Origin of the sequence: Lentzea sp. JNUCC 0626 (genome assembly GCF_043632865.1) — a bacterium.
GTDB lineage: Bacteria > Actinomycetota > Actinomycetes > Mycobacteriales > Pseudonocardiaceae > Lentzea.
This window is the reverse complement of the sequence record NZ_CP171635.1, coordinates 8,917,115-8,936,852: the sequence shown is the minus strand read 5'-3', so window position 1 is coordinate 8,936,852 and position 19,738 is coordinate 8,917,115. Positions and strand designations below refer to the sequence as shown.

General features: G+C 68.4%; 18 protein-coding genes. 6 read left to right on the top strand and 12 right to left on the bottom strand.

The window, feature by feature from the left end; all coding sequences use genetic code 11:
- Positions 1-65: 65 nt before the first annotated feature.
- The 6 genes from alc to JNUCC0626_RS41850 are packed head-to-tail and all read right to left on the bottom strand — an operon-like array spanning position 66 to position 6,669.
- Entirely contained in the window at positions 66-1,058 is a 993-nt protein-coding gene (alc, locus tag JNUCC0626_RS41875) for an allantoicase (protein WP_394616177.1), read from the bottom strand.
- On the bottom strand, positions 1,055-2,344 hold the full coding sequence (gene allB / locus JNUCC0626_RS41870) for an allantoinase AllB (protein ID WP_394616176.1): 1,290 nt from the start codon (positions 2,342-2,344) through the stop codon (positions 1,055-1,057). Before allB ends, alc begins: the two co-directional genes overlap by 4 nt.
- A 5-nt stretch (positions 2,345-2,349) precedes the next feature.
- Positions 2,350-3,354, bottom strand: coding sequence for a glycerate kinase family protein (locus JNUCC0626_RS41865; RefSeq protein WP_394616175.1), 1,005 nt, complete (start codon positions 3,352-3,354; stop codon positions 2,350-2,352).
- Positions 3,351-5,051: a glyoxylate carboligase gene (gene gcl / locus JNUCC0626_RS41860; protein ID WP_394616174.1), complete on the bottom strand. Its 1,701-nt coding sequence runs from the start codon at positions 5,049-5,051 to the stop codon at positions 3,351-3,353. The genes JNUCC0626_RS41865 and gcl overlap by 4 nt, the downstream gene beginning before the upstream one ends.
- A 2-nt stretch (positions 5,052-5,053) precedes the next feature.
- Positions 5,054-5,926 (bottom strand): NAD(P)-dependent oxidoreductase, encoded by an 873-nt coding sequence (locus JNUCC0626_RS41855; protein ID WP_394616173.1) that lies wholly within the window; start codon positions 5,924-5,926, stop codon positions 5,054-5,056.
- The gene (locus JNUCC0626_RS41850; RefSeq protein ID WP_394616172.1) at positions 5,923-6,669 is read right to left on the bottom strand and encodes a hydroxypyruvate isomerase family protein; all 747 of its coding nucleotides are present in this window, start codon (positions 6,667-6,669) and stop codon (positions 5,923-5,925) included. Before JNUCC0626_RS41850 ends, JNUCC0626_RS41855 begins: the two co-directional genes overlap by 4 nt.
- Positions 6,670-6,754: 85 nt before the next feature.
- Between JNUCC0626_RS41850 and uraD the strand changes: the two genes are divergently transcribed.
- Both uraD and pucL read left to right on the top strand, forming a co-directional pair.
- Positions 6,755-7,276, top strand: a complete 522-nt coding sequence (gene uraD, locus JNUCC0626_RS41845; RefSeq protein ID WP_394616171.1) for a 2-oxo-4-hydroxy-4-carboxy-5-ureidoimidazoline decarboxylase — start codon at positions 6,755-6,757, stop codon at positions 7,274-7,276.
- A 2-nt stretch (positions 7,277-7,278) separates the two neighbouring features.
- Positions 7,279-8,157, top strand: a complete 879-nt coding sequence (gene pucL / locus JNUCC0626_RS41840) for a factor-independent urate hydroxylase (protein ID WP_394616170.1) — start codon at positions 7,279-7,281, stop codon at positions 8,155-8,157.
- Here pucL and JNUCC0626_RS41835 read toward each other — a convergent pair.
- The 4 genes from JNUCC0626_RS41835 to aceB form a co-directional block, all read right to left on the bottom strand.
- Entirely contained in the window at positions 8,084-9,364 is a 1,281-nt protein-coding gene (locus JNUCC0626_RS41835) for an FAD-dependent oxidoreductase (RefSeq protein ID WP_394616169.1), read from the bottom strand. The two genes, pucL and JNUCC0626_RS41835, sit on opposite strands and share 74 nt — an antisense overlap.
- 48 nt (positions 9,365-9,412) lie before the next feature.
- Positions 9,413-9,880: an Imm1 family immunity protein gene (locus tag JNUCC0626_RS41830; protein WP_394616168.1), complete on the bottom strand. Its 468-nt coding sequence runs from the start codon at positions 9,878-9,880 to the stop codon at positions 9,413-9,415.
- Between the two features lie 75 nt (positions 9,881-9,955).
- Positions 9,956-11,125 (bottom strand): DUF6986 family protein, encoded by a 1,170-nt coding sequence (locus JNUCC0626_RS41825; protein WP_394616167.1) that lies wholly within the window; start codon positions 11,123-11,125, stop codon positions 9,956-9,958.
- Complete coding sequence (gene aceB, locus JNUCC0626_RS41820; RefSeq protein ID WP_394616166.1) at positions 11,125-12,609, bottom strand: malate synthase A; 1,485 nt, start codon at positions 12,607-12,609, stop codon at positions 11,125-11,127. Before aceB ends, JNUCC0626_RS41825 begins: the two co-directional genes overlap by 1 nt.
- Positions 12,610-12,685: 76 nt before the next feature.
- Between aceB and JNUCC0626_RS41815 the strand changes: the two genes are divergently transcribed.
- Positions 12,686-13,432, top strand: a complete 747-nt coding sequence (locus JNUCC0626_RS41815; RefSeq protein ID WP_394616165.1) for an IclR family transcriptional regulator — start codon at positions 12,686-12,688, stop codon at positions 13,430-13,432.
- A gap of 104 nt (positions 13,433-13,536) precedes the next feature.
- Positions 13,537-14,724, top strand: a complete 1,188-nt coding sequence (locus tag JNUCC0626_RS41810) for a DegT/DnrJ/EryC1/StrS family aminotransferase (RefSeq protein WP_394616164.1) — start codon at positions 13,537-13,539, stop codon at positions 14,722-14,724.
- A 3-nt stretch (positions 14,725-14,727) separates the two neighbouring features.
- Here JNUCC0626_RS41810 and ftsY read toward each other — a convergent pair whose 3' ends face one another.
- Complete coding sequence (ftsY, locus tag JNUCC0626_RS41805) at positions 14,728-16,002, bottom strand: signal recognition particle-docking protein FtsY (protein WP_394616163.1); 1,275 nt, start codon at positions 16,000-16,002, stop codon at positions 14,728-14,730.
- 120 nt (positions 16,003-16,122) lie between these two features.
- Here ftsY and JNUCC0626_RS41800 point away from each other — a divergent pair, with 120 nt between their 5' ends.
- Both JNUCC0626_RS41800 and JNUCC0626_RS41795 read left to right on the top strand, forming a co-directional pair.
- Positions 16,123-17,247, top strand: a complete 1,125-nt coding sequence (locus tag JNUCC0626_RS41800; protein ID WP_394622214.1) for an anhydro-N-acetylmuramic acid kinase — start codon at positions 16,123-16,125, stop codon at positions 17,245-17,247.
- Entirely contained in the window at positions 17,235-18,794 is a 1,560-nt protein-coding gene (locus JNUCC0626_RS41795) for a sodium:solute symporter (protein WP_394616162.1), read from the top strand. Before JNUCC0626_RS41800 ends, JNUCC0626_RS41795 begins: the two co-directional genes overlap by 13 nt.
- Here JNUCC0626_RS41795 and JNUCC0626_RS41790 read toward each other — a convergent pair.
- Positions 18,744-19,667, bottom strand: coding sequence for a GNAT family N-acetyltransferase (locus JNUCC0626_RS41790; RefSeq protein WP_394616161.1), 924 nt, complete (start codon positions 19,665-19,667; stop codon positions 18,744-18,746). The genes JNUCC0626_RS41795 and JNUCC0626_RS41790 overlap by 51 nt on opposite strands.
- Positions 19,668-19,738 lie beyond the last annotated feature (71 nt).

The window sequence follows — 19,738 nt, the reverse complement described above, 5'->3', positions numbered from 1 at the left end:
TCCCTCCCTGGATCCATGATCTGCGGGAGGAGACGCTGCCAGAATCAGGCGGCGGCCGAAGTCCGTCAATCGGCCGTTTTATCCCACTTGGTCCTGAGATGTGAGACGCCGTCGCTCGTCAGCGCGCCGAAGACCCTCAGCCTGGCCATGCCGCCGTCCGGGTAGATGTCGAGGCGCACGGCCGTGGCCTCCTTCGGGTCCACGACGAACCGGTGCCGTGTGTCAGGTTGCAGCCGGGTACGCGGGAGCAGGTCGAACCACGCGTCCGGGTCGGTGCGCTCGTCGCAGCCGCGGACGGACGCCCAGCCCGGCGCGTTGCCCTTGAAGTGGCTCGTGTCGAGTTCGACGAGGTGCACGACGCCCGGTGCGGCGAGCCTGAGCGACACCCAGTCGTTGCCGTCGTCACGGCGGCGCGCGGTCTCCCAGCCCTCCCCCATGACCGTGGCCTGACCAGGGGCGATGAGGTTGTTGGGCGAGCTGTAGAACATGTTGCTGCACCCGGTGACGACCGCGCCGTTCTCCAGTGCGGCGAGGTCGACGCCACCTACGAGCAGACGCGGGTCCGCGAGCGGTTCGCCGTGCACGCGCAGACGTGCCACACCGCCGTCGGGGTCGATCGTCAGCCGTACGTGCGTGACGCGACGGCCTTCGCGCACGTCGAAGAAGTGCTTCTCGTCGCCCTTCAACGCCGTGCGCTCGACCAGCGGGAACCAGTCGGTGATCTCCTCGGCGGACGGGTAGCCGTCGGCCTGGGCGCCCTCGACCCAGCAGAACGGCGGGTAGTTGCCCTTGAAGAACGCCGTGTCGACGACGACCCCGCGCACCACGCCGGGCATGCCGAGCCTGATCACTGCCTGGTCGACGCCCGCCTCACGGCGCCGCCGGGTCTCCCAGCCGTCGTAGACCTGGCCTTTGTGGCCGAAGGTGTAGGTCTGGTAGACCGGCTCGGCGGGCTTGATCAGGTTCTCCCGCTCGGCGAACAACTCGTCGTTCGCCCACACCACACCACCTCCGACCGCACGCGAGGCGAGATCGGGCAGCCGAGTCCACTCCGTCATGCTTCTCCTCTTCTGAGCAGCTTGCCTTGAGTTGTGCTGATTTCCTTGCCACGCAACCACGTTTGGCGGACAACGCCGTGCAACGAGCGTCCGTGGTACGGCGTCACCGGGTTGCGGTGGTGGAGCTTGTTCTTGTCCACCACGAAAGTCTCGCCCGGAGCGAAGACCACGAGGTCCGCGTCCTTGCCGACCTCGATGGCGCCCTTGGACTCCAGCCCGACCTGACGGGCCGGGTGCGTCGCCATCCAGCGGACCACGTCGGTGAGCTGGAAGCCGCGTTCGCGCGCGCCCGTCCACACCGCCGGCAGACCGAGCTGGAGTGACGCGATGCCGCCCCACGCCGTGGCGAAGTCGCCTTCCTTCAACTCCACCGTGCTCGGCGAGTGGTCGCTCACGACCAGGTCGATCACGCCGTCGCGCAGGCCTTGCCACAACGCCTCGCGGTTCTCGGCCTCCCGGATGGGCGGGCAGCACTTGAACTCCGTCTGCCCGTCGTGGATCTCCTCGGCGGTGAACGTGAGGTAGTGCGGGCAGGTCTCGGCACTGATCCGCAGGCTCTCGCGCTTGGCGGCCTCCAGGATCGAGAGCGCGTCCGACGACGACAGGTGCAGGACGTGAGTGCGCGCGCCGGTCCGTCGGGTCAGCTCTACTACGTCGCTGATCGCCTTGTTCTCGGCTTCGCGCGGCCGTGACGCGAGGAAGCCCGGGTAGTCCGGTTCGGACTCACGGACCGTGTGCGCGTCCTCGGCGTGCACGATCGTCAACGCGTCGAGCGTCGCCAGCTGCCTCAGCGCCGTTTCGAGTTCGGTGGTGGTGACCGCCGGGAACTCGTCCACGCCCGAGTGCAGCAGGAAGCACTTGAAGCCGAAGACGCCGGCCTCGTGCAACGGCTTCAGGTCGGCGAGGTTGCCGGGGACGATGCCGCCCCAGAACCCGACGTCCACGGAGACGGTCGCGGCCGCCTTGCGCTTGATCTCCAGCGCCGCCACCTCAACCGTCGGCGGGATGCTGTTGAGCGGCATGTCGATGATCGTCGTGACGCCCCCGGCCGCCGCCGCGCGCGTCGCCGTCTCGAAGCCCTCCCACTCGCTGCGACCTGGGTCGTTGACGTGCACGTGGGTGTCGACCAGGCCCGGCAGCAGCACCTCGTCGTCCGCGAGGTGCACGACGTTCGGCGAGTCGATGCGCGGCTCGACGGCGACGATCCGGCCGCCGGCGACACCGACGTCGCACGCGATCTCGCCCTGCGAGGTGACGACCCTGCGGCCGCGGAACACCAGGTCCATGCCGCTCACTCTGACACCCAGTCGCGAGCGATGCGACCGCCGAGAACTCTCAGCAGACTTTCGGCCTGCACCATGCACCGGGTGAGGTCCGGTTCGACGTCCGACAGCGCGTAGGCGGCCTTCAACCCCAGGTCACCGGGTTGGACCGAGCACTGCCCCGCCACCGCGACCACCGGCACGTCGCCCGAGGCCCTGACCACCCCGTACGGTGCCTTGCCGTGCCTGGTCTGGGCGTCCAGCGAGCCCTCGCCGGTGATCACCAGCGACGCGTCCCGCACGGCGTCCGCGAATCCGGCCAGGTCGAGCACCACCTCGATGCCCGGCCGGAACCGCGCACCCAGCACGGCCAGTGCCGCGAACCCGATCCCGCCCGCCGCACCCGCGCCCGGCCGTGCGGAGTACTCCGGCCCGATCCGGTCTGCGAACGCCTCGAGGCGACGTTCGAGGATCTCCACCTGCTCGGGTGACGCGCCCTTCTGCGGCCCGTAGACCGCGGCCGCGCCGGACGGGCCGAGCAGCGGGTTGTCCACGTCCGAGGCGAGCACCAGGTCGACACCGTCGAACGACGTGGTGCCGAGCGCCTCCAGCATGCCCGCGCCGCCGTCCGTGCAGGCGCTGCCGCCCAGACCGAGCACGATCGTGGTGCAGCCGACGTCCAGGGCGGCTTTCAGCAGCTCACCGACGCCGTGGCTGGTGGCGTCGAGGGGCGCGGGCCGCTCCAGCAACGTCAGCCCGGCCGCCGAGGCCACCTCGACCACGGCGGTGCGGCCCTGGACGGCGAACGACGCGGGCACCGGCTTGCCGAGCGGTCCGGTGACCCAGCGCCCGACCTTGAGGAACCCGGCGGCGACAGCGGCGTCGACGGTGCCGTCGCCGCCGTCGGCCACCGGGAGGAGGCGCACGTCCACGTCCGGGACCGCCTCCCGCAGGCCGCGCGCGACGGCGGCGGCGACCTGCGGGGCGGTGAGCGATCCCTTGAACTTGTCCGGCGCGACGATCACGTGACTCACGGGATGGGCTCGAATTCCTTCATCGCGGCGATCGAGGTGCCGTTCGCGGTGTTGCCCTCGCGTTCGATCATGATCTCCACGAGGACGGGCCTCGACGTGCGGTCCGCTTCCTTGCGCGCCCACTCCAGCGAGGCGCGGATCTCGCTCGGATCGGCGACCCGGATGCCGGAGCAGCCGTAGGCCTCCATGATCTTCACGTTGTCCGAGCCCGTGGTGTCGTAGTGGATGTCGACCTCGTACTTCATGTCGTAGCCACCGTGGTCCTCGGCCATCCGGATCAGGCCGAGGTACTCGTTGTTCAGCATGATCAGCACGAACGGCACGTCGTACTGGGCGCCGACCGCGAGTTCCTCCACGAGGAACTGGAACGAGTAGTCGCCGACGACTCCGACGACCTCGGCGTCCGGCTTGGCCTTCTTGACCCCGATGGCCGCCGGGATCTCCCAGCCGAGCGGTCCCGCCTGGCCGCAGACCTGGTAGTGACGCGGCTTGTGCGCCTTCTGGTGTTGGCCGGACCAGATCTGGTAGAGCCCGATGGCCGTGACGAAGTAGGTGTCCGGGCCGTAGAACTCGTTGATCTCCTTGAACACCCGCGGCGCCTTGACCGGCACGGTGTCGAAGTCCTCGCGCCGCAGCAGCGTGCGCTTGAGCTCCTGGCACCGGTCGACCCACGCGCCCTGGTCCCGAGGTCCGTGCTGCTTCGCCTTGTCCAGCAGGGCCTTCAGGAACAGCTTGGTGTCCGCGACGATGCCGAGGTCCGGTCCGAAGACCTTGCCGATCTGCGTCGGCTCGACGTCGACGTGGATGAACTTGCGGTCGCCGCGGTAGGTGGCGAGGTCGCCGGTGTGCCGGTCGCCGAAGCGCGCGCCCAGCGCCAGCACCAGGTCTGACTCCAGGAACGACGCGTTGCCGTAGCGCTGAGACGTCTGGATGCCGGTCATGCCGGCGTACAGCGGATGGTCCTCGTCGATCGCACCCTTGCCCATCAGGGTGGCCTGGATGGGGATCTGCAGGAACTCAGCCAGGTCCAGCAGCTCGGCGGACGCCTCGCCGAGGATGACACCGCCACCCGCGAGCAGCAGTGGGCGTTCGGCGGCGAGCAGCATCTCCAGCGCCCGGTCGACGCGGGCGTCACTCGGGGCGCTTTTCGGCACCGGCAACGGTTCGTCGATCGTGGAGTCCCACTCGATCTCCTGCTTCTGCACGTCGATCGGCAGGTCGATCAGGACCGGGCCCGGCCGTCCGGAACGAGCGATCCGGAACGCCTCGCGGAAGATCCACGGCATCTGCGCGGCTTCCTTGACCTGCACCGCCCACTTCGTGACGGGGGCGGCGATCGAGACGATGTCGACGGCCTGGAACGCCTCCTGGTGCAGCTTGGAGACGGCGGCCTGGCCGGTGATGCAGAGGATCGGCACGGAGTCGGCCTGTGCGGTGTAAAGGCCGGTGATCATGTTCGTGCCGGCCGGGCCCGAGGTGCCGATCGCGACGCCGACGTTGCCGGTCGTGCGCGACCAGCCGTCGGCCATGTGCGTGGCGCCCTCCTCGTGCCGCACGATCAGGTGCTCGATGCCGCCGTCCTCCTCCATCGCCTTGTACAGCGGGAGGATCGCGGCGCCGGGGCAGCCGAACACGACGTCGATGCCCTCGGACTTGAGGACCTCGACGACCGCCTGCATGACGGGGATCTTCGGCATGTTCAGCTCCTCCCTGCGAAGTTCTCGATGACCTTGAGCAGCGCGGAGTGGTCGAGCGACCCGTAGCCCTGCGCGCGTGCCGCCGCGACCAGCGCGGCGATCTGGTTGGTGACCGGCAGTGCGACGTCGGCGGACCGCGCCGCGTCCAGTGCGATGCCCATGTCCTTGTGGTGCAGGTCGATCCGGAACCCGGGCTGGAACTCGCGGGCGATCATCGTCTCGCGCTTGAGGTCGAGGATCCGGTTCGCGGCGAGCCCGCCCGCGAGCACGTCGAGGCCCGCCTTCGGGTCGACGCCGGACGCCTCCAGCAGCACGATCGCCTCCGCGACCAGGGCGTAGATGCCACCGACCATCAGCTGGTTCGCGGCCTTCACGACCTGGCCCGCGCCGTGCGGTCCGACGTGGACGATCGTCTTGCCGAGGATCTCCAGGAACGGCCGGGCGGCGGCGAAGTCGGCCTCGGTGCCGCCGACCATGATGCTCAGACTCGCTTGCACCGCACCGGTTTGACCGCCGCTCACCGGCGCGTCGAGCACCCGGACGTTGGTCAGCTTCTGCGCGATGCCGATCGAGGTGGACGGGCGGATCGTGCTCATGTCGATCAGCAACGTGCCGTCGTCGAAGGTGACCTCGTCGATCACGGCCTCGACCTGCGGGTGGTTCGGCAGCATCGTGATGACGACCTCGGCGCCGCTCACGGCCTCCTGCGCGCTGGTGGCGGCCTTGCCACCGTCAGCCTCCAGCTTCTCCAGCGAGGCCGAGCTGAGGTCGAAGCCCGTCACGTCGTGCCCGGCGGCTACGAGGTGGGCCGCCATCGGGCTGCCCATGATGCCTAGGCCGATGAAAGCAACAGTGGATCCTTTTGGCCGGGTCATGCGTTGTCCCTCCAAGCGAAGGAGTGGGTGACGGGCTTGTACTCGGCTCCGACGAAACCGCTGTAGCCGTTGGCGCGGAGCTTCGCGAGGTGCCCGAAGATGTCGAGCTCGCCGGTACCGGGCTCACCGCGTCCGGGAGCGTCGGCGATCTGCACGTGACCGATGCGGTCGACGTGGTCGGCGAGGGTGTCGAGGTCGTCGCCGTTCGTGGCGAGGTGGTACAGGTCCGCGAGCAGCTTCACGTTGCCGCGGTCGATCTCGTCGATCAGCTCGAACGCCTGGTGGGCGGTCTTGATCGGGTACTTGGGCGCGCCGCTCAGCGGTTCGATCACGATCTGCGCGCCGATCTCCGCCGCGACGTCGGCGGCGAAGCGGTAGTTGGAGACGGTCTGCGCGGTGCTCTCGAAGTTGCCGTGCAGCGCGTTGAGCGTGCGGCAGCCAAGCCGGCCCGCGATGGCCGCGGTGATCTCGACGTTCGTCCGGAACTCGGTCTCCCGGCCGGGCCAGCTCGTGACGCCGCGGTCGCCCGCCGGCATGTCGCCCGCGTAGAAGTTCAGGCCGACCAGGCGCACCTGTGCGTCGATGATCGCGGACTCGAAGGCCTCGATCTCGCGTGTCTCGGGTACGGCGTCCGCGAACGGCCACCAGATCTCGACCGCGTCGAACCCTGCGGCGCGCGCGGCTTGCGGGCGTTCCAGCAACGGCAGCTCGGTGAAGAGCATGGACAGGTTTGCGTCGAACATCTCTTGGCCTGCTCCTTCCACATTGCGGAAGTTGGATTTCGTACTACGGAGACACTAGACATCCCGCGCGGCCCGGGTCAAGAATGTGGAAGTTAGATTCCGCGATACAGAAACTTGGAGAACCGTGGACAGCTTCAACAGCGCCCCGGAGGCCGAACTCCGCCCTCTTCTCTCCGAGTGCCTCGCGGTACCCCGCTGGATCGACGCGGTGGTGGCGGGCAGGCCCTACGCGTCGGTGGATGCTCTCCTCGCGGCTTCTTCGGTTGCCGCACAAGGACTTTCCGACGAGGAGGTGCTCGGCGCCATCGCCGGGCACCCGCGCATCGGCGAACGACAGAAGACAGGTGGGGTGTCGGCGAAGTGGTCGCGGTCCGAACAGTCCGGTGTGGACAGCTCCCAGGCTGATCGCCTGGCGGCTGCGAACGCCGCGTACGAGGATCGGTTCGGGCACATCTACCTGGTGTGCGCGACCGGCCTGAGCGGTGCGGAAATGCTCGACAACCTGTCCACTCGCATGGACAACCCGCCGGATGTCGAGGTCCGCGTCGTCAACGACGAACTCGCGAAGATCGCCGCCTTGCGGCTGCAGAAGCTGATCGGGAGCTGAACATGGCCATCGTCCTGGGCCCCAACCAGTACGGAAAGGCGGAGAACCGCCTCGTCACGGTGTCGCGCAACGGTTCCGTGCACACGATCAAAGACCTGACCGTCAGCACCTCGCTGCGCGGAGACCTCGCCGACACACACCTCACCGGCGACAACGCGAAGGTGCTCGCCACCGACACGCAGAAGAACACCGTCTACGCGTTCGCCAAGCAGGCGCCCGTAGGTGAGATCGAGGACTTCGCGCTGCGCCTGGGCCGCCACTTCGTCGGTTCGCAGGAGCCGATTTCAGGCGCGCGCATCCTGATCGACGAGCACTCGTGGGACCGCATCGAGGGCAACGACCACTCGTTCGTCCAGGGTTCGAACGAGAAGCGCACCACCGCCGTGACCGTGGACGGCTCGTCAGCCTGGGTCGTGTCGGGCGTGCGCGACCTGGTGGTGCTGAAGTCGACCGGGTCGGAGTTCCACGGCTATCCGAAGGACCCGTACACGACGTTGAAGGAGACGAACGACCGCATCCTGGCGACGTCCGTGACGGCTCGTTGGCGTTACGTCGGCACCGATGTCGACTGGGCGAAGTCGTTCGCCGAGATCCGTTCGATCATGCTGAAGACGTTCGCGGACAAGCACTCCCTGTCGTTGCAGCAGACGCTGTACGCGATGGGAGAGGCCGTGCTCCAGGCCCGTCCGGAGGTCGCCGAGATGCGGCTCTCCATGCCGAACAAGCACCACTTCCTGGTGGACCTGAGCGCGTTCGGCCTGGAGAACGACAACGAGGTCTTCTACGCCGCGGACCGCCCGTACGGCCTCATCGAGGGGTCGATCCTGCGGGACGACGCTCCGGACGCGGGCCTTGCCTGGAGTACTTTGCCAGCCTTCTGAACACGACGGGGTTGAGCAGGGTCGCCGGCGCCGCGACCATGTGCACGACCTTGACGAAGCGGGTGAACAGGTCGGGGTCGTGCACGACTCCGACCTGCCACTTCTTCAGGTACCAGCCGAGCAGTCCGCCCTTCTGGTGCTCCGTCCAGCCGCGGTCGGCGTTGCTCGACATGAGCCACGGCAACTGCGAGGTCTTGGCGACCTTGCCCTGAAACCTCTGACACCCCTTGGCGCTGAAGTCGTCGTGCCGCCGGAACAACAGCGCGTCCATCGCCGCCACCGTGATCCCCTGCCCGTACACGGGGTTGAACGCGCACACCGCGTCCCCCACCGCCACCAGCCCACCCGGCCAGCCCGCGACCTTCTCGAAAGCGTTGCGACGACTGGCCGTCCGCGCGAACAGGTACACCGGCGTCAACGCCTCGGACCCGGCGAGCATCTCCGAAATGGGCGCCTTCAACGAGTCCAGGAACCCCTGGAACCCGTCGAGGTCACGCGGCGGATGATCCCCGTTGGCCCCCTGCGCGGTGACCATGAGCCGATCGCCCTCGACCCGCATCGCCGCGACCCCGCGCGACACGTCCGGCGCGGACAAGCTCTCCGCGTACACCACGGGAAAGTCCTCCGGCGCCTCGTACAACCGAGTCGCGTACCCGGTCCCGGAGTCGACCACCTCGGGTTCCGGCGTCACGACCCCCGCCTCGGCGAGCCAGGCCGCGAGCTTCGACGACCGCCCGGACGCGTCCACGACGAGGTCGGCGTCGACCTTCCCGTCCCGTGTCAGCACCCCGTCCACCACGCCGTCCCGCACCGACAACCCGGTGACGTGCACACCGCTCAGGATCTCGGCCGTGACCCGCCGCCTGATGGTCGTCTCCAGCAACGGCCGGCTCAACGACAACAACGGCAACCCGAGATGTGTCCTGGCCAGCCACCCGGCGGGCTGCAGAATCCGCATGTCCCCGGCGTCGGCGAGCACCGCTCCTCGTTCGACGAGCTCGTCGCGCAGCCCGGGGAACAGCTCTTCGAGAAGCTCACCGCCCCGCACCAGCAACCCGTGCGTGTGCCGGCCCTGCGGCACCCCGGCCCGGTACTCGGGCTCGTCCTTCAGCTCGTCGCGCTCCAGCACCACCACGTCGTGGGACTCGCCCAACACGCGCGCCGCCAGCAAGCCGGCGATTCCCCCACCTATCACCACGGCCTTCATGACCCCATTGAACCCGAACGTTCCTGAGGGGTTGCGGCCTCGGGTGAGTCAGCGATTTTCGGAAGTTCGCAACGCCATCTGCTGGTCGCGCCACGAGTGGAACAGGTCCGCTTCGGAGTACCAGTCGACGCCGGTCGGCCGTTCGCCCGAGATCATGAACTCGATCAGCAACTGCCGGAAGACGTCCAGTGGAACTCCGACACCGGGCGGGAAGTCGGTGTACTTCTCGTTGACGAACGGCGCTTCCGGGCAGCCCTTCGGCCAGCCCATGAAGGCGTTGTCGACGAAGTACATGTAGCCCCACCCGTCGCGAACTGCCAGCACCACGTTGTGGTCAGCGTCGCCCTCGGGGGTGAGGTTGCGGCCGAAGTGGTCCAGCGAGCCGTCGTTGCACTCCGGGCGGGACAACAGCCTGATCAACGTGTCGACGTCGCCGTCGCACGCCACCACCTGGTACTTGTGCTCGGCTTCGTCGAGGTCTGGTAGCCCCGTCCAGAGGCCGGCTCGCATGCTCATGCGAGCCACCCTGCACCCATTGCCCGCACTATTCGACACCCATTGACAGAACCACACGAACGGGTGATGACCCGATCAGCTCGACCGGGCGACCAGTCCGCGCAGTCCTGACTCGTCGAGACCCGTTGCGACCTGCACTTCCACCGGATCGAGCGCTCCGCAGTCCACCGCACGGAGGAAGTGGGCGGAAAGTGCCTGTGCAGTTGCCGGTTCGTCCAGAACTCCTCCCGAGATGCGCTGGACGTACGACTTGAGACGTGCCGCGTCGGCTTCGAGGCCTTCTCGGTAAAAGGCGTAGACGGCGGCGTACCTCGTTACCAGTTGAGACGGGTGGAGGTCCCATCCCTGGTAGAAACCGTGCTCCAGGGAGCGCCGGGTGAGGCGGTAGTGGGTGTCCCAGCCGTGCTGTTTGCCGTCGCCGACGGGCAGCACGTTGGTGGAGCCGTCGGACAGGCGCACACCCGTCCCAGCTGCGGAAACCTGCATCACGTGGCGGGCGAAGTCGCACGCTCCGTGGGCCAGGTGCTGTTGTGCGGCGGACAGTCCGCAGCCCGCCGTGTAGTCGTAGGTGCCGAAGTGCAGACCTGTCACCTTGCCCCGGCCCGCGGCGATGAACCGGGGGATGGCCAGGCGGCCTTCAGAGTCCACTATCGACTGCGTGGTCTCGACCTGGATCTCGAACTTCAGGTCGCCGCCGAAGAGGTCGAGGACGTCCGCGAAGACCTCGACCTGGTCGGCAGATGTCACTTTCGGCAAAGTGATCACGAAATCTGGCGGAACTTCTTCCAAAGCTGTCAGGAAGATGTCCAATGTGCGCAGTCCGCGCTCGCGCAATTCGGGTGTGTCGAACGACTTGACGCGCAGTCCGATCGACGGCGGGACGGTGCCGTCGGCGAGCCAGCGGGACACGAGGTGGGCCGTGCTCTCGGCGTCCATGTCCTCGACGTCGTCCTCGGGAGCGCCGTAGCCGTCCTCGAAGTCGATGCGCAGGTCCTCGACCGGTTCGCGGCGGAGCTTGGCCTCGACGCGGTCCAGCACTCCGTCCGGGAGGTCCGGCAGCAGGTCCGGGTCGATCGACTCGAGGGCCTCACGGCCCCAGTCGGCGACGGTGGACGCGATGACGCGACCGGCGGGCACGTAGCACGTGTGCACGGGCTGACGGCCCACCGGCCAGCTGCGTTCCACAGTGGACAGCCGCGCGGTGAGGGCGGCGACGTCCTCGGGGGACAGCGATGTGCGGTACATCAGATGCGCTCGTACGCCGGGAGTGTCAGGAAGTCCACGAAGTCCTCGGACAGCGCGACCTGCTCGAACAGCTCGACGGCCGCGGCGACGTGCGGGCCCTGGACCTCGGCGCCGACGCGGGCGAGCACCTCGCGCACGGCGTCGGGCGTGACCTGGGTGCCGTCGTCGAGCACGACCTTGTTGTTGATCCACTGCCAGATCTGCGAGCGGCTGATCTCCGCGGTCGCTGCGTCCTCCATCAGGTTGTGGATGGCCGCCGCGCCGTTGCCGCCGAGCCACGACGCGATGTAGCGCACGCCGACGTCGACCGCGCCTTCGAGACCCGCCCGCGTCGCCGCGCCGCCCGCCGACTTGAAGTCGAGCAGCTGCTCGGCCGTGACGCTGACCTCCGGACGCTGCTTGTCGATCTGGTTGGGCCGGTCGCCCAGCACCCCGTCGAAGATCTCCCGGCAAATCGGCACGAGGTCAGGGTGCGCCACCCACGAGCCGTCGAAACCATCGGTCGCCTCGCGCGTCTTGTCCTCGCGGACCTTGCGCAGCGCGTTCTCGGTGACCTCGGGGTCACGGCGGTTGGGGATGAACGCCGCCATGCCGCCCATGGCGAACGCCCCGCGCTTGTGGCACGTCTTCACCAGAAGCTCGGTGTACGCGCGCATGAACGGCGCCGTCATCGTGACGCTGTTGCGGTCCGGCAGCACGTAGTCCGCACCGGCGTCGCGGAAGTACTTGATGACGCTGAAGAGGTAGTCCCACCGACCGGCGTTGAGTCCCGACGCGTGGTCGCGCAGTTCGTAGAGGATCTCCTCCATCTGGAACGCGGCCGGAATCGTCTCGATGAGCACCGTGGCGCGGATCGTGCCGTGCGGAACGTTCAACAGCTGCTGCGCCGTCGTGAAGACGTCGTTCCACAGCCGTGCTTCGAGATGCGACTCCATCTTCGGCAAGTAGTAGTACGGCTTGCCGAGCTCGGCGTTGTGGAAGAAGTGCAAACCGAAGTCCACCAACGCACCGACGGCGTTCTTGCCGCCGAACTGCAGGTTGCGCTCGTCCAGGTGCCACCCGCGCGGCCGGACAACGATCGTCGGGTACGGCCCGCCCTTGAGCTGGTACTCCTTGCCCTCCGGCGAGGTGAACTCGATCGTCTCGCGCGCGGCCTCGTACAGGTTGACCTGCCCCTGCACGACGTTGTCCCAGTGCGGCGTGTTCGCGTCCTCCAGGTCCGCGAGCCACACCTTGGCACCGGAGTTGAGCGCGTTGATCGTCATCTTGCGCTCGGTGGGGCCGGTGATCTCGACGCGCCGGTCCCGCAACGCCTCAGGCGCCTCGGCGACCTGCCACTCGCCGTCCCGCACGTCCTGCGTCTCCGGCAGAAACCCGAGGGCCCGGCGCTCCTTGCGAAGGGCGAGCAACTCGTCCCTGCGGGCGGCGTGCGCCTCGTGCAGCTTCGCGACGAACTCAAGAGCCTCTTCGGAGAGCACCTGCACCGGGATCCACCTCTCTAGGTTTTGCTGTGTGGACTATAGTTTTTGCATTGCGGAACTGCAACGGGAGGAGCCGCACGTGTCCACAGGTGGCGTGCAGTCCCTGCAAAGAGCCTTCGACCTGCTGGAACGCCTGGCAGACGCGGGCGGAGAAGCATCGCTGTCGGAGCTGGCCGCGACCTCCGGCCTACCCCTGCCCACGATCCACCGCCTCATCCGCACCCTTGTCACGCTGGGCTATGTGAGGCAGAACAGCAACCGCCGCTACACCCTCGGCTCGCGGCTGATCCGCCTCGGCGAGACGGCCTCCCGCCAGTACGGCACGTGGGCCCGCCCGCTGTTGTCCCAGCTGGTCGACTCGGTGGAGGAGACGGCGAACCTGGCCGTGCTGGACGGCGACGAGGTCGTCTACGTGGCGCAGGTGCCGTCGAAGCACTCGATGCGCATGTTCACCGAGGTTGGCCGACGCTTGCTGCCTCACGGCACGGGCGTGGGCAAGGCGATGCTGTCGCAGCTGCCACGCTCCGATGTGCGCGCTCTGCTGGAACGCACCGGTCTGCCCGCCTACACCTCGAACACGATCACGGACGCCTCCGAACTGCTCGACTCGCTGGACGAGATCGCCGAACGCGGGTTCGCGCTGGACGAGTCGGAGCAGGAGCTCGGGGTGCGGTGCATCGCGGTGCCGGTGATCGGCGGGCCGACGCTCGCCGCGGTGTCGGTGTCCGGTCCGGAGGGACGGCTCACCAAGGACGCGGTGCGCCGGATCCTGCCCGAGGTGCTGGCCGTGGCAAAGCGCCTGGCCGATCAGGCCGCCACCAGCTGACCTGGCGTTTCGCCATGTGAGAGCGGTACCACCCGCAGTTACCGGGCAGTGGCGCACGTCACTTTACGGTCTTCCGGCATGAAGATCCCGGAGGGAGCGCCCGCATGAGTGCCGAGGAAGTCGTCCTGGCCGCCACCCTGGCCTACCACCGAGCCTCCGAGCAGGAGACGAGGTTCGTGCCCGGCCAGACGCCGGTGCTCACCGGCGGCGCGGTGGTCGACGCCGAGGACCGGGTGGCCCTCGTGCGGGCCGCGCTCGGCCTGAAAGTCGTCGCGGGCGCGCACACCCGCGAGTTCGAGTCCGGCATCGCGCGGAAACTGGGGCTGCGCAAGGCGTTGACGGTGAACTCGGGCGCCAGCGCGAACCTGGTCGCGATCAGCTCGCTGACCTCACCGGTCCTCGGCGACCGCGCGCTCCAGGCGGGCGACGAGGTGATCACGGCGGCGGCGGGCTCCCCCACGATCGTGATCCCGATCATCCAGAACGGACTCGTGCCCGTCTTCGTCGACGTCGAACTGGGCACCTGCAACGCCACGGCCGAGGCGATCGAGGCCGCGATCGGCCCGCGCACCAAGGCGATCGCGCTCGCCCACACGCTCGGCAACCCGTTCGACGCGGCCGCGATCGCCCGCCTCGCCCGCGACCGCAACCTGTGGCTGGTCGAGGACAACCGCGACGGCCTCGGGTCGACCCTGAACGGCCGGCTCACCGGCACGTTCGGCGACGTCTCGACGCTCGGCTTCTCCCCGGCCCACCACATCACGACCGGCGACGGCGGCGCGTGCGTCACGTCGAACCCGAGACTCGCGGGGGTGATGGAGTCCCTGCGCCACAACCTGAAGTCCACCGACCTCAACGCCGCGCTGGGCGTGACGCAACTCGGCAAGCTCGACCGCTTCGCCGACGCCCGCCGCCGCAACTGGCAGCTGCTGCGCGACGGGCTCGAAGACGTGCCGGGGCTGGTCCTGCCGGTCGCCACCGAGCACAGCGACCCGGCCTGGTCCGGCTTCCTGCTCACGCTCGACCCGTCGATGCCGTTCTCCCGCACCGACCTCGTGCGGTTCCTGGACGACCGCAAGATCGCGACGCGGCTGGTCGGCGGCACCCTGCTGCGCCGGCCCGAGTACCGCGACGTCGAGCACCGCGTGTCGGGATCGCTCGCGAACAGCGACCTGATCACCGAGCGCACGTTCTGGCTCGGCACGCACCCGCAGTTGACCGAAGAGATGATCGACTACGTGACGTCGTCGATCCGCACCTTCGTGCAGGCGAGCGCTCGGATCGCGGCTTAGGGCCTATCCCAGCAGGGCGTCGACGAACGCGCCGGGCTCGAACGGAGCCAGGTGGTCGGCGCCCTCACCGAGGCCGACCAGCTTCACCGGCACGCCGAGTTCGCGCTGCACCTGGAACACGATGCCGCCCTTGGCCGTGCCGTCCAGCTTGGTCAGCACGATGCCGGTGATGTCGACCTGCTCGGCGAACACGCGCGCCTGCGTCAGGCCGTTCTGCCCGGTGGTGGCGTCCAGCACCAGCAGCACCTCGTCGACCGCGGCCTGCTTCTCGACCACGCGCTTCACCTTGCCGAGCTCGTCCATGAGCCCGACCTTGGTGTGCAGGCGGCCGGCGGTGTCGATCAGCACCGTGTCGACACCGGCGTCCATGCCGCGCTTCACGGCATCAAAAGCAACGGAGGCGGGGTCACCACCCTCCGGCCCGCGCACGGTCTCCGCACCGACCCGCTTGCCCCACGTCTCCAACTGGTCGGCGGCAGCGGCACGGAACGTGTCTGCCGCGCCGAGCAACACCGTGCGGCCGTCAGCGACCAACACACGCGCGAGCTTGCCGGTCGTCGTCGTCTTGCCGACGCCGTTGACGCCCACCACCAACAACACGGCGGGCTTGCCCTCGTGCGGCAACGCCTTCAACGAGCGGTCCATCTTCGGGCCCAGCGCGTCGACCAGCACGCCGCGCAGCAGGGCCTGGGCCTCGGCCTCGGTCCGCACGCCCGACCCGACGATCTTCGACCGCAGCGTCGCCACGATGTCGGACGTGGTGGCCGCGCCGAGGTCGGCGATCAGCAGCGTGTCCTCGACGTCCTGCCACGAGTCCTCGTCCAGGTCACCGGCGCCCAGGAGGCCCAGCAACGACGTGCCGAACGCGTTGCGCGACTTCGAGAGCTTGCCGCGCAGCCGTTCGAGACGGCCCGCGGTCGGTTCGATCTCCTCGACCTCGGACGCCTCGACGGGCAGGTCGACCTCGACGAAGCCGCGCTTCACCGAGTCGCGCGGCACGGAGGCGTCGTCGCCGACGCCCGGCTGCCCGTCCACCTCGGTCCGATCGACCACCGGGTGCTCCACCGGCGGCACGACCACGGCCTCGACGACGGCGTCAGGGGCGGCCGGGGTGAACGAGATCCCCGACTCCACCTGGTAGCCGCCGGGCTTCGGCGTCTCCTCCTTCTGGGTCAGGCTGATGCGACGGCGACGCGTCAGCACCACACCGGTCACCAGCGCGGCGATCAGCACGACCGCCACGACGACGAGGATCAGGACAAGGGAGGACGTCGACACGGGCTCATGGTTTCACAGACGCTGATGTGACCTGTCAACCATGTACTGCTCAATTAGGCGAAGATTTCACCAAAGCTCTTGCGCCTGGCCACGGTGTGGAATAGACCACACGTCGTGAGGGTGATCGGACTGATTTCCGGCACGTCGATGGACGGCATCGACGTCGCCGTCGCCGACCTGTCGATCGTGGGCGACGTCGTCGAGCTCGTGCCGGTGCAGTGCGCCGAGCACCCGTTCCCGAAGGACCTGTTGGCCAAGCCTCAGGACCTCGCTGAAGTGTGCGCCTTCGACACGTCGCTCGGGCAGGCTTTCGGTGAAGTCGCCGCCGGGTACCTGCCGGCGGACCTGATCTGCTCGCTCGGGCAGACCGTGCACCACGAGGTGCAGGACGGCGACTGCCTCGGCACGTTGCAGCTCGGCCAGCCCGCCTGGATCGCCGAACGCACGGGCGTGCCCGTGATCGCGGACCTGCGGGTGCGGGACGTGGCCGCAGGGGGCCACGGCGCACCGCTGGCGAGCACGCTCGACGCGTTGTGGCTCGCGGGCATGCAGGACAACGCCGTGGCGCTCAACATCGGCGGCATCGCGAACATCACCGTCGTCAGACCCGGCACGCCCCCGATCGCCTACGACACAGGGCCGGGCAACGCGCTGATGGACGCCGTCATGGAGGTCCTCTCCCACGGTGAACGTCGCCAGGACACCAACGGCGAGTTCGCGAGCAGGGGCGCGGTCCGGGAGGACGTGCTCAAGAAGCTCCTCGCCGACCCGTACTACGCCAAGCCCTGGCCCAAGTCGACGGGCAAGGAGCTCTTCAACGCCGAGTACCTCCAGGGCTTCCCCACGGTCCAGGCCGAGGACATGCTCCGGACGCTCGTCGAACTCACCGCCCGCACCATCGCCGACGCCTGCCGCGCGCACGACGCGAGCACGGTCGTCGCGTCCGGCGGCGGCATGCGCAACCCGGTGCTGGTCCAGGCACTCGAAGCCGCTCTGGACCCGATCCCGTTGCGGATCAGCGACTCCCTGGGCCTGCCGCGCGACGGCAAGGAGGCCTACCTGGCCGCGTTGCTCGGATTCCTGACGTGGCACGGGATCGCGGGCAACACGCCGTCCGCGACCGGCGCGTCGGGGCCGCGGCTGCTCGGCAGCATCACGCCCGGCGCCGGCCCGCTGCGGATGCCCGAACCCGTCACCAACGCACCGACCAAGCTGACTGTGGGGGACCCGAAATGCGCGGACTAGACCTCGCGATCATCGCCCTGTTCCTCGTCGGGATGCCGTTGCTCGGCATGTGGATCGGCGGCAGGCAGAAGTCGTCCACCGACTACTTCGTCAGCGAGAAGCGCATCTCGTGGTGGGTGGTGTGTCTGAGCGTCGTCTCGGCGGAGACCTCGACGCTCACGGTGCTGAGCGTGCCGGTGATCGCGTACGTGGCGACGCCCGCGCAAGGCGGCATGACGTACCTGACGCTGGCGCTCGGCTACATCGTCGGACGCATCGTCGTGAGCTTCGTGCTGCTGCCGCGCTACATCGCCGGTGACCTCGTCACGGCGTATGCGTTCCTGGGCAAGCGGTACGGCAACGGCATGCGCGCGACGGCGTCGGTGACGTTCCTCTTCACGCGCCTGCTCGCGGACGGCATCCGGCTCTTCGCGACGGCCATCCCGATCAAGCTCGTGCTCGCCCAGTACGGCATCAACGCCGGGTACTGGACGATCATCCTGGTGCTCGGCATCGCGATGGTGTTCTACAGCTTCTTCGGCGGTGTGCGCGCGGTCGTGTGGGTCGACGCCATCCAGATGCTCTGGTACGTCCTGGGCGGCCTGGTCGTGATCTGGTGGCTGTCGAGCGAACTTCCCGACGGCTGGCTGGCGAAGGCCACCGACGTCGACAAGTTCCAGGTCTTCGACTTCACCTCGTCCCCGCTGACCGGCGCCTACCCGTTCGTCGCGGCGTTCTTCGGCGGCGCGCTGCTGTCGATGGCCTCGCACGGCGCGGACCAGTTGATCGTGCAGCGGCTGATGTCCACGAAGGACGTGAAGTCCGCCCAGAAGGCGTTGATCGCCTCCGGGTTCGTGGTGTTCCTGCAGTTCGCGTTCTTCCTGTTCATCGGCGTGATGATGTGGGCCTTCTACAACGGGGTCGACCCGGTGAAGGACCTCAAGCTCGGCAACAAGGACGAGCTCTTCGGCTACTTCATCGTCAACGAGCTGCCGTCGGGCCTGTCCGGGTTCGTGATCGCCGGCATCCTCGCGGCCGCGCTCTCGTCGTCGTTGGGCGCCTTGGCCTCAAGCACCGTCACGGACGTCTACGAACGCGTCCGCAGGACGCCGATGACCGACGACGAACGCCTGCGCCACGGCCGGATCTGGACCCTCGTGTGGGCGGGTCTGCTGATCGTCTGCGCGGGTCTGTTCGCCTCCTCGAACAAGACCACGGCGGATCCGATCGTGGTGCAGGCGCTGGGCATCGCCGGGTACACCTACGGCGCGCTGTTGGGGGCCTTCCTCCTCGGCCTCGTCTTCAAGCGCGTCACGCAGCTGGACGCGATCATCGCGTTCGTGGCGACGGTGCTGGTCGTCGGTTTCGTGATTCTCGGGGTCAAGTTCGCCGGCAGCACTCCGACGATCAACTTCGGGAAGGCGACTGCCGACCTGAAGTCCTTGACCGGCTGGTGGAACACGCCCCTGGGGGTGGCGGTCACCTTGCTGGTGGGTGGGTTGCTCTCACTACGTCATTCACGCGGTGTGCCGGTACGAGACGAGCTCGATGTGAAGTCGGAAACCTAGGCGGGCGAACATGTTCTGCGACGACTCGTTGCCCGCGTAGATCGATGCGGCGGCCTGCGGTCGAGCCCCGTGCTCGGCCGCGAGCTTCCAGAGCAGTTCGGTGACGAGGGCGACGCCGACGCCCTGGCCGCGGACGTCGGGTTCGACGGCCACGAAGTCGACGTAGTACTCCTCGGGCTGCGCCTTGCCCGCGGCGTACCCGAGCACGCGTTCGCCGTCCATCGCGACGACGACCGTGCGGGCTTTCGGATCGGATTCGACGAGTTGTTTCCCGGACAGGTACGTGCGGGGGAAACATCGCTCGTGCAGGACCGCGACGGCCTCGTGCACGAACCGATCAGTCGGGAGGACGCGCATCTCGCGTTCGCTGGGGCACTTGGCGTCCCTCAGCAGCAACGTACGCAGGTCCCCGTTGTCGAGTATGTGGATGGCGCTGGCTTTGCCGGCGCTGAAGGCGTGCCTCTCGGCGAACGCCGCCAGCCGCCGGTGGGCTGTGTGCCCGTAGAGCTCGAGGTCGGTGATGCCGGTGAGGAGCTCGGTGGCGCGGCGGAACAGCGCGTCGGCGGTCTGGTCCCAGATGCGGCTGCCCGCCGGGTGGTTGACCGGGACGTCGACGAACGGTCCGTGCAGCCACGCACGGCCGAGCTCGGCGTCGATCTCCACGCTGAGCATGCCGGTGATGTTGTCGTCGGCGTCGACGGCCACCACCGTGCAGTCGGCCCAGCTGGGCTCGAACTCGCCGAGCTCCGCGCGGAGCTCTTCGACTGTCTCACCGAGGTACCCGATGTGATGCGCGTTGTCGGCCTGGAGCCGGACCAGCAGCGCCATCGTGGCGCCGAGGTCGCCAGGTTCGGCGAAACGGATGTCGTACATAGAAGGAATGGTCACTCGCACGGCCGTTCGACGCGAGGGAGTTTTCCCGGCTCTCAGGTAACGGTCTCGCG